The 12,690-nt window shown below is 61.0% G+C and carries 14 protein-coding genes and 1 tRNA gene; 10 read left to right on the top strand and 5 right to left on the bottom strand.

The genetic code is table 11. The features are described from left to right. Nucleotides 1-310, top strand: a 310-nt coding sequence (locus AAC126_RS19065) for an NAD(P)(+) transhydrogenase (Re/Si-specific) subunit beta (RefSeq protein ID WP_339856329.1), incomplete at its 5' end; no start/stop codon positions are given. 125 nt (nucleotides 311-435) lie between these two features. After that, nucleotides 436-1,431 carry a hypothetical protein gene (locus tag AAC126_RS19060; RefSeq protein ID WP_339856327.1) on the top strand — a complete coding sequence of 332 codons (996 nt, stop codon included), beginning with the start codon at nucleotides 436-438 and terminating at the stop codon, nucleotides 1,429-1,431. Between the two features lie 157 nt (nucleotides 1,432-1,588). Here AAC126_RS19060 and AAC126_RS19055 read toward each other — a convergent pair whose 3' ends face one another. Together AAC126_RS19055 and AAC126_RS19050 are read right to left on the bottom strand one after the other, a co-directional pair. Then, nucleotides 1,589-2,869 (bottom strand): aminotransferase class III-fold pyridoxal phosphate-dependent enzyme, encoded by a 1,281-nt coding sequence (locus AAC126_RS19055; protein WP_339856325.1) that lies wholly within the window; start codon nucleotides 2,867-2,869, stop codon nucleotides 1,589-1,591. 77 nt (nucleotides 2,870-2,946) lie between these two features. Further along, nucleotides 2,947-4,194 (bottom strand): MFS transporter, encoded by a 1,248-nt coding sequence (locus tag AAC126_RS19050; RefSeq protein ID WP_339856322.1) that lies wholly within the window; start codon nucleotides 4,192-4,194, stop codon nucleotides 2,947-2,949. 199 nt (nucleotides 4,195-4,393) lie between these two features. On the opposite strand from AAC126_RS19050, the gene AAC126_RS19045 reads away from it, so the two are divergent. The 7 genes from AAC126_RS19045 (at nucleotide 4,394) to AAC126_RS19015 (ending at nucleotide 9,637) form a co-directional block, all read left to right on the top strand. Then, nucleotides 4,394-5,671: an NAD(P)/FAD-dependent oxidoreductase gene (locus AAC126_RS19045; RefSeq protein WP_339856320.1), complete on the top strand. Its 1,278-nt coding sequence runs from the start codon at nucleotides 4,394-4,396 to the stop codon at nucleotides 5,669-5,671. A 56-nt stretch (nucleotides 5,672-5,727) separates the two neighbouring features. Then, nucleotides 5,728-6,147 (top strand): RidA family protein, encoded by a 420-nt coding sequence (locus AAC126_RS19040; RefSeq protein WP_193173749.1) that lies wholly within the window; start codon nucleotides 5,728-5,730, stop codon nucleotides 6,145-6,147. Nucleotides 6,148-6,173: 26 nt separating this feature from the next. Further along, the gene (locus AAC126_RS19035) at nucleotides 6,174-6,848 is read left to right on the top strand and encodes a DUF1028 domain-containing protein (RefSeq protein WP_339856315.1); all 675 of its coding nucleotides are present in this window, start codon (nucleotides 6,174-6,176) and stop codon (nucleotides 6,846-6,848) included. Nucleotides 6,849-6,926: 78 nt separating this feature from the next. Further along, the gene (locus AAC126_RS19030) at nucleotides 6,927-7,691 is read left to right on the top strand and encodes a hypothetical protein (protein ID WP_339856312.1); all 765 of its coding nucleotides are present in this window, start codon (nucleotides 6,927-6,929) and stop codon (nucleotides 7,689-7,691) included. A gap of 141 nt (nucleotides 7,692-7,832) precedes the next feature. Continuing rightward, on the top strand, nucleotides 7,833-7,958 hold the full coding sequence (locus AAC126_RS19025) for a hypothetical protein (protein WP_339856309.1): 126 nt from the start codon (nucleotides 7,833-7,835) through the stop codon (nucleotides 7,956-7,958). A 78-nt stretch (nucleotides 7,959-8,036) separates the two neighbouring features. Continuing rightward, complete coding sequence (locus AAC126_RS19020; protein WP_339856307.1) at nucleotides 8,037-8,831, top strand: hypothetical protein; 795 nt, start codon at nucleotides 8,037-8,039, stop codon at nucleotides 8,829-8,831. Next, nucleotides 8,828-9,637 (top strand): hypothetical protein, encoded by an 810-nt coding sequence (locus tag AAC126_RS19015; protein WP_339856304.1) that lies wholly within the window; start codon nucleotides 8,828-8,830, stop codon nucleotides 9,635-9,637. Before AAC126_RS19020 ends, AAC126_RS19015 begins: the two co-directional genes overlap by 4 nt. A gap of 1 nt (nucleotide 9,638) precedes the next feature. On the opposite strand, the gene AAC126_RS19010 is transcribed toward AAC126_RS19015, so the two are convergent. Next, a complete protein-coding gene (locus tag AAC126_RS19010; RefSeq protein WP_339856302.1) occupies nucleotides 9,639-11,237 on the bottom strand; it encodes a Rieske 2Fe-2S domain-containing protein in 1,599 nt (532 codons plus the stop codon). A gap of 95 nt (nucleotides 11,238-11,332) precedes the next feature. After that, entirely contained in the window at nucleotides 11,333-11,659 is a 327-nt protein-coding gene (locus AAC126_RS19005; RefSeq protein ID WP_339856300.1) for a hypothetical protein, read from the bottom strand. 217 nt (nucleotides 11,660-11,876) lie between these two features. Between AAC126_RS19005 and AAC126_RS19000 the strand changes: the two genes are divergently transcribed. After that, nucleotides 11,877-11,966: transfer RNA gene (locus tag AAC126_RS19000), tRNA-Ser, on the top strand. Nucleotides 11,967-12,175: 209 nt separating this feature from the next. Here the strand turns inward: AAC126_RS19000 and AAC126_RS18995 are convergent. After that, nucleotides 12,176-12,670 carry a CinA family protein gene (locus AAC126_RS18995; protein WP_339856297.1) on the bottom strand — a complete coding sequence of 165 codons (495 nt, stop codon included), beginning with the start codon at nucleotides 12,668-12,670 and terminating at the stop codon, nucleotides 12,176-12,178. Nucleotides 12,671-12,690: the final 20 nt, after the last annotated feature.

Below are 12,690 nucleotides of genomic sequence, written 5' to 3'. Positions count from 1 at the left end.
AGCCAACGTGCCCTATGAAGACGTGCTGGAACTGGAAGAGATCAACCGCGATTTCTCCCAAACCGACGTCGCCTTCGTGATCGGCGCGAACGATGTCACCAACCCGGCAGCGAAGAGCGATCCGGCCAGCCCGATCTACGGCATGCCAATCCTCGACGTGGAGAACGCCAAGACGGTGCTGTTCGTCAAACGCGGTATGTCGTCCGGTTATGCCGGTGTCGAGAACGAGCTGTTCTTCCGGGACAACACGATGATGCTGTTCTCCGACGCGAAGAAGATGTGCGAGGAAATCGTCCAGGCGCTCGACTGAGCTCGGGACGGAAAAACCTATTGAAAAGGAGCGCTTCGGCGCTCCTTTTTTGATGCTCCATTCGGAGCCCGCTGGCAAAAATTGTCGCCATTTGCTATTCGTTCGGGGTTGGCTTGGGGGACGGAATGAAATCGAAAGCGCTTTTTGCCGGTCTCTGCTGGCTGCTCTGCGGATGCGTGACAACACCCGACAAACCCGAGCCGCCTCTGCACCTGTCATCTGGCATGGGCGCATTTGCGATGGATCTGACCATCGATTCAGAGGCCATCAAGAACCGTTATATATACACCGTTGCGCAGTATGATCCGTCGACGCGCAGCGTCTTGATGCAGAACGGCGACTTACAGTCCGCAGCGCATTTCAGTCACAATTTTCATATCCGTGAGGGTGGTGACGAGCTTTGGGTGGCACAACTGCCGCCGGGCCATTACGCGATCACGGAAATTGAAGCAAAGCTCTCAGCCGGTGCCGGCGGCAGTGAGGTTGCCTATGCCGGCAACCCGCTCGGCCTTCTCGTCGGTGGCCTTGCTTTTCTTGCCATCGCAGAAGGTTCAACCGACATTCTATCCTTCCGGGACGAGTATGGCAGACTGCTCCCCGATGCGCCGGTCTTCCGGGTAGAAGCGGGAAAAGTGAGTTATGCGGGGCATCTGACAGTGGACGTCGATCCGCGAAAATCCACGTATCCCGAATATGACAATGAAGGTCAATGGGACGGCAGAAGCACAATCACGAAGATCGAAAACCGCTATATGGCGGACTACCGCTATGATACCGCCGATCTGGCGAAACATCAGAACCGCCTGAATCTAGCCGCCTACCCGGTGCTGCAGCAGCCTTTATCCGTATTCGCCGACAGACGCTTCGTACTGGAAGATTATCCGGATGTTGATCAGCCGCCGCGCTCACTCCCCCGGGCAGCAGGGACCAGGCTTGCTATCATCCAGACACCAGCAGCCCCTCAGACCATCCCAGCTGTCCGAACGTCAGCCCCCGTCAAACCAGTTGTGCCTCCGGACGCCTCACTGCGCAGCAAAACCAGGGCCGAGCTCCAGCAACTCTTTCTCAATGGCGCAATCAGTGCCGCGCAATATGAAGCTGTCCGTAAAGCCGCGAATTAATGATCCGGCCTCAAGAGCGGGCCTTATTTCTTCAATGCCCCTGTTGGCACCATCTTTCGCCAGAGCGCTGCAATCCACCGCCCGAGCCGTTGCCAGCGTCTGACTTCACCGCCGAGTAACATCTTGCCTCCCGGGGCCAGCTGGACTGGCCTCCTGTTTATTGTGCCGCCACAGCCCTTGCCGCTGCCGCGATAGCTTCTTCCGTCTGCGCCAGATCCGTTTCGGTCAGGGCAAGCGAGATATAGAACTTGCCGGGTGACTTCAGAATGCCATGCTTTCGCAGCACCGCATTGAAGATATCGGCCTGCTTCGGATCGCCTTCCGTACCGTCGCGGTAATTCTTCACCGGTTTGCCGGTGAACACCACATCGAACATCACCGGCTCGCCCACCACCTGATGCGCCACCCCGGCAGCGCCAAGCTCACGGCTGAGCGCCGTCATGATTCGCGTGCCATTGGCATAGATTTTCTCATAGGCCCCCGGACGCTTCAGGATCTCCAGCGTTTTCAGTCCGGCAACGCTGGCCACGGGGTTGCCGCTGAGCGTGCCGATCTGGAAAGTGAACCCGTCGACGCCGACCTTCGCCTTGTCGAAATGCGCCATGATCTCGGCCGATCCGGCGATGGCCGCCAGCGGGAAGCCGCCGCCGATCACCTTGCCCATCGTGCAGAGATCCGGCGTGACACCGTACTTTTCCTGGCCGCCGCCATAGGCGAGCCGGAAGCCCGTCACCACCTCATCGAAGATCAGCACGATGCCGCGCTTGGCGGTTTCCTCGCGGAGCATCTCGTGGAAACCCGGCTCCGGCGGGATCAGGCGCTGTAGCGGCTCGACGATCACCGCCGCGATCTCATGCCCGCGCTCTTCCAGAATACCCCGGACAAAGTCGACATCATTGAAGGGCGCCACCAGCATGCCGTCGCGCACCGCTTCCGGGATCCCGGCGGAATCCGGCACGGCGAGCGGGAAGTTCACCCGCTTTTCCGGTGCCAGCGACATCAGCGCATCCCCGGACATGCCGTGATAGCCGCCCTCGAATTTCAGGATCTTCTCCCGGCCCGTATGGGCGCGGGCAAGGCGCATGGCATACATATCCGCCTCGCTGCCGGTGGAGACAAACCGCACCTGATCGGCGCAGGCCACAGCCCCGGCAATCTCCTCCGCCAGCTGGATGCCGTGTGCGTTATTGGCAAAATAGGTGAAGCCGTGGGCGACCTGCTCCTGCACCACGTCCAGCACTTCGGGATGAGCGTGGCCCACCAGCATCGGGCCGGAGCCGATCAGGTAATCGACATATTCCGTGCCATCCGCGTCCCAGACATGCGCCGCCTCGCCCCGGGAGATCACCACGCTCGGGTCGAAATTCCCGAAGCCGCCCGCCGGGAGCACTTTCGCCGCACGGTCTTGCCAATCCTTCAGGGGAATAGTGTCAGTCATGTCCGGAGCCTCTCTTGCGCATGGTGTCTGAGACTATCTTAGGCATGGGCTCCGCAAGAGCGACAATGCCGCCTTGATCACGTCTCTGATGCCGGTGCGGCGATCAATGCCCTGAGCTTGCGGGCCACGAAAACATAGATAACGGAGAGACCCGTGCACCAGAGCATCATCACGATGCCCTGCTGTTCCAGCGGAATACCGTCATCGATCCGCAAGCCCGTGATCGCCGGTCCGATGGCGGTCGAGAAGACCATTGCCGAGACCGCGAGCGCCCGGATCGCGCCGAGATTGCGGGTGCCGTAAATCTCCGCCCAGACCGCCCCGTTGAGAGCGCTGGAAAAACCGGAGCCAAAGCCGACACAGCCGAGCACCACACCCCAGATCCAGACCGCGTCGCTGGTTTGCAGCAAAACGATCCCGAGCCCGATCGGCAGCAGAAACAGCGGCAACAGGGCAAGCGCGCCGAAACCGTCTATGATCCGGCCCGCGATGAAGACGGCGGCAATGGCACACAGGGCATAGGCCGGGTAGCCCGCCGCCATCTCAACCAGGCTCCAGCCCTTCTCGGCGGAAACATGCGACTGGTGGAAGAACACCACGGTGCCGATGAAAGCCGGCGTCAGGATGCCCGGGAAGAGTGCCCAGTAAGACCAGTGCCGCAGCGCTTCCGGCCGGGTCCAGTGCCGGCCGAGCGCGCCCGTCGTCAACCCGCCCGTCTCGCCCCCCTGAGGCTCCCGGTCACGGGCAAAGAGGAACCAGAGCGCGCCGCCAAAAACGATCAGGATCACCGCGGCAGCCATCAGCCAGGTACCGCGCCAGCCGACAAGGGCAATGGCCAGCACCGCAATGGCCGGCAGGACTGCCTCACCCAACCCGTACCCGAGAGAGGTGATGGCAAGCGCCCGTCCGCGCCGTGCCTGGAACCAGCGCGCCGTCGCCGTCATGCCGACATGGCTGATCATGCCCTGCCCGAAGAAGCGCAACCCGAGCACCGCCAGAAACAGCGCCCACATCGCCCCGTGCGACGCCATCAGAACGCAGACAGCAGCAAAACCGCAGATAACGATCATCGCCAGTTTCCTGAGCGGCATCGTGTCGGCGAACTGCCCGCCCTTGATCAGCAAAACGGCCGAGGTCAGCGTCGCCCCGGCATAGAGCGAGCCCCAGGTTCCGTCTGTCAGACCGTGCAGGTCCTTGAACTGGTTCGCGAAGAGCGAAATGAAGAATGTCTGCCCGAAGGAAGACCCGAGCGTGCACAGCAGCCCGGCGGCCAGCCAGCGGGCATTCGAGATGTAAAAGTTGTTCTGGGAACGATCCGGGTCCATTCATCTGCTTGGCGTGGAAGAGCATGCACTGTCAAGAAGATGAATGGTTGAGTGCCGAACGATCAAAAACATATGGCGCCGAATTGCCGCTTGATGCAGGTGCAGGCATCCGATCAAACTGCGGGCAGTCGTCTCAGGCTCGCCATGCTCCTGATGCATCGCTCCGGCACACACATTCCGCTGACGTAAAGGCTCTTCCATGTCCGTTGAGAAAATAGATACGCTCGTTGTCGGCGCCGGTCAGGCCGGGATCGCCATGAGCGAGCATCTCGGCAAGGCCGGCGTGCCTCACCTTGTGCTGGAACGGGACCGGATCGCCGAGCGCTGGAGGTCCTTCCGCTGGGATTCCCTGGTCGCCAACGGCCCCGCCTGGCATGACCGGTTCCCCGGCATGGAATTCAAGGACGACAGCCCCGACGCCTTCGTCGAGAAAGAGAAAGTCGCCGACTATTTTGTCGATTACGCGAAGATGATCGATGCGCCGGTCCGCTGCGGAGTCGAGGTGACGTCCGTGACACGCAACGAAGGCCGGGCGGGTTTCCATGTCGAGACATCGGACGGCGTCATCGAAGCCAACAGCGTGGTTGCCGCCACCGGCCCGTTCCAGACCGCGACGATCCCGCCTGTGGTCCCGGACAGCCTGGGGATCACCCAGATCCATTCCAGCGCCTATCGCAATCCGGGACAGCTCCCGGACGGCGGCGTTCTGGTGATCGGCGCGGGCTCGTCCGGCGTGCAGATCGCCGACGAGCTGAACCGAGCGGGCCGCAACGTCACGCTCGCGGTCGGCCCGCATGACCGCCCGCCCCGCGCCTATCGCGGACGGGACAATTGCTGGTGGCTGGGTGTCCTTGGCAAATGGGAGGCCGCAACGCCGCCCGCCGGGGCCGAGCATGTGACGATTGCCGTGAGTGGTGCGCGCGGTGGAGAGACCATTGATTTCCGCAAGCTCGCGGAGCAGGGCCTCACCCTCGTCGGCCGCGCAGAAGGCTGCAAAGACGGCGTCATGAGCTTCGCCAATGACCTTCGCCGCAATATCGAGAATGGCGACAAAAATTACCTTTCCGTCCTGCAGGAAGCGGACGCCTATCTCGTCCGAACCGGGCTTGCGTTGCCGGAAGAGCCCGAGGCGCATGTCATCGGTCCCGATCCGGACTGCGTGACCAACCCGATCCGTGAGCTGGATTTGAAAGCAGCCGGAATCTCCACGATCATCTGGGCTATCGGCTTCGGGCATGACTATAGCTGGCTGAAGGTCGACACGTTCGACGAGACCGGCAAGCCCCTGCACCAGCGCGGCGTCTCGCGCGAGCCGGGGATCTATTTCCTCGGCCTGCCCTGGCAGTCGCGGCGCGGATCGAGTTTCATCTGGGGCGTATGGCACGATGCCAGGTATGTCGCGGACCAGATTGCCATCCAGCGTTCCTATCTGGATGTCGATGCCGCCGCCCGTGCGCGTGGCGCGGCAAAGCTCTAAACCGACAACACTTGGCGGTCCAATGGTCCGCCTTACCTTTCTTCAAGGAGGCCAGCATGGCGCATGAACGGCTGCGGAAATTCAACACGAAGGATACCTATCCGGAGCAGAAGCTGGACAACGATCTGGCCCAGGCGGTGATCACACGCGGCGGCCGCACGGTCTGGCTGCGCGGCCAGTGTCCGCAGGATCTGGACACGGCGAAAAACATCGAGAGCCACGACCCTGTCGAGCAGACCCACAAGGTGATGCAGAACATCCGCCAGCTTCTCGAAGAAGCCGGGGGCGACATGCATCATCTTGTAAAACTTGTCGTCTATATAACGGATGTCCGGTACCGGGAGGCCGTCTACCGGACCATGGGCGAGTATATCAAAGGCGTTCATCCGGTCTGTACCGGCCTTGTCGTCCAGGCGCTCGCCCGGCCGGACTGGCTGGTCGAGATCGATGGCACCGCCGTCATTCCGGATGAATGATCCGGACGCGTAATCAGGAGTTCCGCATGACTTTCTCCCTTGTTGCCCGCTGCGCCGAAACCGGCATGCTCGGCATTGCCATCTCCTCTTCCTCACCCGCCGTGGCGGCGCGCTGCGCCTATACCCGCGCCGGCGTCGGCGCCGTGGCCAGCCAGAACATCACCGACCCGCGCCTCGGCCCGCTGGTGCTGGACCGGATGGAGATCGGCCTGTCCGCCACGGATGCTATCGAAGCCATGCGCAAGGAGTGTGAGTTCCTCGACTACCGCCAGGTGCTCGCCGTCGACAAGCATGGAGGCACCGCCATTCATTCCGGCGGCAATGCGCTTGGTATCTGGTCGGAAGCAAAAGCCGAAAACGTCGCCTCGGGCGGCAACCTGCTGGCCAACGCGGATGTCCCCGCGGCCATCGTCGCCGCCTTCACGGACTCCAAAGGCCATCTCGGCGACCGGCTGATCGCCGCCATGAAAGCCGGCCTCGCCGCAGGCGGCGAAGCGGGCCCGGTGCATTCCGCCGGCATGCAGATCGCGGACGAACTCGGCTGGCCCGTCGCGGACCTGCGCTGCGACTGGACGGAGGACTGCCCGATCGAGGCAGTGGCGACGGCATGGGAGATCTACAAGCCCCAGCTCGACGCCTACGTCACGCGCGCGCTCGATCCGAGAGAGGCACCGTCCTATGGCGTGCCGGGGGACGAGTGAGCTAATACCGAGTTGTGTCAGCGACAATCGAGACAATACAGATTGTTCGGACAAAACACCGTCAAGTTGGGAATCCGAATGCGCAAGATACTCCAGGCAATCGCCGCGTTAGTCTTGCTAACCTCGTGCCAAACCACCATACCAGACCGAAAGCCCATTCCTATCCAACCTCTGAACGTTGCAAAGAGTAATGGAGCGGTTTCGCTCAAACTGTGCTTTGGCAAACCATTTGTGGCGACGCTGCTCAGTACTTCCGTGCATAGGATTTCTCCAAAGCAGAACAGAATTGCCAGAAGTGCCATAGAGGGGAAGCATTTCAGATCAGTGCTGAGCCTGGAGGACATGACGTTCGCTGAACGGGGGCGCGCCTGCAAGATGTGGCAATTCCAGACCCGACCCGGAATTTACGCGATCACGGAAGTTGGCTCGAAGATTAAGGGTGCTTCATCTGCTGACCTGTCTCTTGGCTTACGACTCATCTACAATCCCGAGAATAAGTGGAGCCACGGCTTTCGGCTCACCAGATTTGTCGACGAATTTGGTGCCGTTCAAGAAAATACCCCGATATTCGAGGTCAGAGATGGCGAGATAACGAGGCTCGGAACCCTCACATTCGACACACATGAAGGGTTCCGGCACGTTCCCATTAAAGACAGTGCGGGAAACTGGGATGGGGTAACGACCAATATGGTAGCGGACAACACGGAGTTCCTGAAATATGAGGAGCCGAGCCCGACAGAACCCGACAATGGCGCTCCGATTGCCGGGCACGTTTCCAGAGTCAGCCTTCAGCCGCTGGTGTCTCTCACGGGACGGGAAACCCTCATCATACAGCCGGACTGACATCGGCTCACGGCATCATGGATTTCAGATCTAAGGTTCCGACATATAATTTGGCGACAACCAGGCTCCACAATTTGCGCGCGATGCTTTAGAAACGGCTGCGGCCGACTTCCGCCCACATCGGCTAAGTTGGGGAATTTGATGCGTCGATATATGACGGCTATTGCGACGGCATGGGAGATCTACAAATCCCAGCTCGACGCCTATGTCACCCGCGCACTCGACCCACGCGAGGCGCCGTCCTATGGCGTGCCCGGGGACGAATAACCCAATAACTGGTTGTGTCAGCGCATCCTGAAACGCTACAGGTTGTGCCGACACGACATTAGAGATTTGGGAAATCGGATGCGCGCCTTCTCGATGGCTCTCGCCTTCGCGCTTTTCTTGACCGGCTGCCAGACGACTAAACCGCTTGGGCCGCAGCCATTACAGAACGGCTATGGCGGAGGGCTGCTTCAGCTTTGTTTCAGCCATTTTTCCGCCAACCGGTACATTACCATTACCCTGCAAAAGATCGCAGCCAACGCCAGCATGCTTGATTACGGACCCGCTGCTTTCAGACTGGAAAAAACACTGCGCCTCCATGAAACACGGGACGTCAGTGGTGGCGCATTCTTCCCCAAAGACAGGCGCCATTGCGCATTCTGGCAGATCCAAGCGCCCGCAGGTGAGTATGCCATCGTCAAAGTGGGCGAAAGGCTTTCGACTGCCGGCAGTTCCGGAGGTTCCCTGTTAGGTGCAGCATTAGGTGCAGTAATCACCGCTGCGATTATCGCCAGCGCTAAGAATGATGAAGTTGTCTTTGTCAGGGCTGACGGCAGCCTGAAGAACGACACACCAACATTTGCAATTCGACCGGGTGAGACAACGCATCTTGGCACAATCATGTATGATGGCGAACAGCAGCCGCGCGAACAACCCAGGCTCGACAATCACGGATATTGGGACGGCCTGAACACCGACACCGTCAAAGTAACGAGACTTATTCTTGCCTATTTCCCAGCCGGGTCCGTGCCGGACACAACCAAGGCCATCGCGGGGAAATATGAAGCCAATCTTCCACGGCAAACCATCTCCAATCTGATCGGCCGTACGATCATCATCGAAGATTTTCCAGAAGACGATCCTCTGACTCAATGAAGATCCGAGCAGGCCGACCTATCAGCATCCCGATATCGAGAAAAAAAATGCGTATCGCGTTCCTGGCCATCGCCGCCACGTTTCTGCTGACCGCCTGCCAGACGATCCAGGAACCGGTCCCGCCCCTGAACGTCGCCAAGGGACAGGGGGTGGCGTCGGTCAAACTGTGCGTCACCGGCGATGTACCCGACCGGTTCTACAGCGCAACAATCAGAGGCGTTGAAACCGTCGCCGCCGCGCCTGCAGCAAGTCAATCAGACTCTCGCAGCGAGACGATTTCCTACCGGAGATATAACTTTCTCGAGGAAGGCCGCGCGTGCCGGATGTGGCAGTTCGCGGCCCGACCGGGACTCTTTGCGGTCACAGAACTCAGGGAATCCTATACCAGCCCCTATCCCGTAATTGGTACACCGACGATGATGCTGACCGCAGCCATCGTCGCCGCCGACAAGAAAGACGATTTCGTATCCTTCACGAATGCCTCCGGGCATCTCACCAAGGACGCGCCGACATTCGAGATCCGCGAAGGACAGGTCAGCCGGCTCGGAACAATCGTTTTCAATGGCCGTTTCGTTTTCCGACAGGTCCCCGTTATTGATAGCTCAGGATACTGGGACGGTCAGACGACTGAGGCCCACCAAGAGCCTAAACTCTCCGTCGAATATCAGGCGCCAGCCGAGAACGAGCCTGACAATGGTGCACCGATCGTCGGTAATATTACCGGGATGAGCATCCAGACTTTGGTCCCTCTTCTTGGAAAAGAGATCATTCTGGAAGAACCGCCGAAGACAGTCCTGCCTCAATAGCTCATCCCTCTGCCGCGACAAACGCGACCGACTGTTTCGCCGTCCGCATCACATGCTTGCGCTTGATCCGCGACTGGAAGAACCGGTTCACCGCCGCCGCCAGAACCGGGACCCAGGGCGCGTCCGGGCGGGCGCGGATTTCCTCGCGGGTGGCGACCGGCAGCTTCACCATGTGGGCGGAGACGATATATTCCGGCTCCGCATGGTCAAAGAGACCGGGCAGCAGGTCCTCGAGGAACGCTTCGGGATCATCCACCGCATAAGGCGCCGTGTCCTGTTGCGCCTCGACATAAGCAGCATTGCGACCGGTAAAGCAGGCCATCTGCAACAGCGCGTCCGGCCACAGCTCCTCATGCCGTCCGCATTGCGCCCGCACCGCGTTGGCGAAGGTGATGCCGTGGGTGAAGTCGAGCCAGTTCACATTGTCCGGCACCGGCCGGTCGTGGCGGGTGCCCCAGTGCGTATCGAAATGCAGCATCTGCCACGCGGCAGCGCCCATCAACGCATCGAACAGGGCAGTGCGATCGCCGCTTGAGCGGTTCGCCCGGTCCAGTGCGCGCGGCACGTTGAGGCTATGGAATTCCTCCGGCGCGACCGGCGCATCGCCTGCCCCGTCCCATGCCTCGCGCGCCGGGCGGTAGGCCTTGAATTCGGGGATCAGGTCCTCCCGGCTGGCATTCACCAGCGCCCGGACCAGCGTCAGATAAAGCGGCTCGGCCAACGCGTCGCCAAGCCGTTCGACGAGCTGCCGTGTCTTGTAGCAATAGATCAGGGAATGGCCGAAATCCTGGTAATGGGCCAGCGCCGCCCGCGTTACCGGTGCGTCCAGCACCTGCCAGCCGGGACCGCGGCAGGCGCCACGCACCAGCGCCACAGCTTCCGCCTCGTCTTCCGCCTCGATGGCATCGACCAGCCGGTCCGCATCGAATGCCGTCTCACCCTCGGGAAACGGAAACCGCTCCCAGCGCAAACTGTCCCAGGCGAGATGAGCAACGATCTCGACCTGCGGGATGATCGAGGAGGCCGCGTCTCCACCGCCATAATCCTCCGCCAACTCCAGCCAGTCCGGCGCCGAGGCGATGGCGTGGGTGGTGCCCCATTCAAACCACTCATGCGTCCAGAGCACCGCTTGCCGCACGGCGTCCAGCGGATCGCCCCCGGCCGCCTTCAGCCGGGCAATCTCGCGGGCCATACGGGTGTAATTATGATCCCGGAAGCTCTCTTCCAGATTGCCGAGCGCGGTCTCGATCCGCTCCGCCGCCGGGGCATCGGCAATATCGACAAAGACGGCGCCGTCCCGGATTTCCGTGGGGTAGATGCGCAAACGGTCGCCTCCGACCTGATTGGCCCCGCTGACCAGATCGAATTTCCAGTTATGCCAGTTGCAGGTCAAACGGCAGCTGCCCGCCGCCTGATCAACAGTGCCTTCAATCAGAGGATAGCCTTCATGCGGGCAACGGTTATTGCAAGCATGCACGTGCCCATCCTCATGAAACAGGGCGATCTGCTTGCCGCCCGCCTTGAAGATCTTCCGCCCCGCCTGCTGCAGGACCGTGAGCGGCATCGCCTCGACCCATTCGGGCTCTGGTCTGTTTTCCATGGCATATCTCCCTTGGGCAGGTCTGCCCGTCAGGAGCTATCTTGCGCCGGGAAATTATTAAATCAAGATTTTTCTTTTTTAATTAAATTGCCGCGTCAATCCCGCATGAACAGGTCCCGCGAGGCGGGCCGGCCGCGCATTCGGGTCAGCAGCCAGAGGATGATCCCGAGCCCGCCGAACACCAGCCAGGCCGGGAACAGCAGGATGGTCACCATGACCGGATGCCAGAGAAAGGGATGCAAATGCCGGGCGATTGCCGGCTCGGCGAGTTGCAGGCTCTCCCGGTGCAAACCGGCCCAGAGTGTCCCCGCATCCATGATGCGCAGCGCCCCCGCCTGGTAGCTCGCGTACCCGTCGCGCGCGGCGAGCGCCAGTGCGATCAGGATCAACAGCAGCGCAATAAACCGAAAAAACCGCCTCATACATCCCCCGGCGCGCCCGAACCGGTTTCCCGGCAGGCTTGCGCGCAACCAATTGATGAGCCCCTAACAGTCTGGAAAGACTACACCAATCGCGCGCCACAACCAATCGTACCGCGCATATCCGGGGGTCAGCGCGGCAACTGTCTTTTTTTCTTCAATTTCAAGCTTCAAATCGTTGCAAAGCCCGGTCGGCTTTTGTATGGTCCGCGCCTCTTCAGGAGGGATGGCCGAGTGGTTTAAGGCGCACGCCTGGAAAGCGTGTTGGGGTGTAAGCCCCTCCGGGGTTCGAATCCCCGTCCCTCCGCCATCGCTTTCCCATATCAATTCATATTTGTAAGGAACGGGAAACCGTCCCGCTTCTGGTGTGCGATTGCCGCCCGGTAGAGGCAACCGATTGCCTCAGACCTATGCAGCCTCACCGCGAATCATGCGGCAGATCGCAAAGCCCGGCCCGTAACCGTTCCCGGTTGACCCGACTGCATGCACAGAGGCGCCAGAAGTTAGGTAAGACGCCGCTCAGGCGGTCACCGGCTGCTCAAGGGCTGCCACCAGGGCCTTCAGGGCGGCTTCGGTGAAACGCCACATATTGGCTTCCCGGTTTCCGTCACCGGTCTCCAGCGTGAAGACCCGGGTCGTCGGGCCGCAGAGCGCGATGCAGGTGTGACCGGCGGCGTCGCCGTAGCGGTTGCCCCTCGGGCCGGAGGCTCCGGTCTCCGCCAGCCCCCATGTGGTGTCCATGCGCCGCCGCATGGTCTCGGCCAGCAGGGCCGCGTAGGGCTCGGAGGAGGAGCGCATGCCCGGGTGCTGTTCAAGCTCGATATCCGTGAAGATCTCGCGGGCCTTGTGGGTGTAGATCACTCCACCGGCGACGAAATAGGCCGAGGCGCCAGGCACCGCCAGGAGGGAAGCCGAAATCAGTCCGCCTGCGGAGGACTCGGCGACGGCGATGGTCTCGCCGCGTGCCGTCAACAACCGTCCAGCGGCTTCACCAAACCCAGCCAAATCACGCATCCTGTCAGTCCTCCCGTCGC

Origin of the sequence: uncultured Nisaea sp., from assembly GCF_963974195.1 — a bacterium.
Lineage (GTDB): Bacteria > Pseudomonadota > Alphaproteobacteria > Thalassobaculales > Thalassobaculaceae > Nisaea.
Note: the sequence above shows the minus strand (reverse complement) of the source record. Positions and strands in the feature narration are given on the sequence as shown.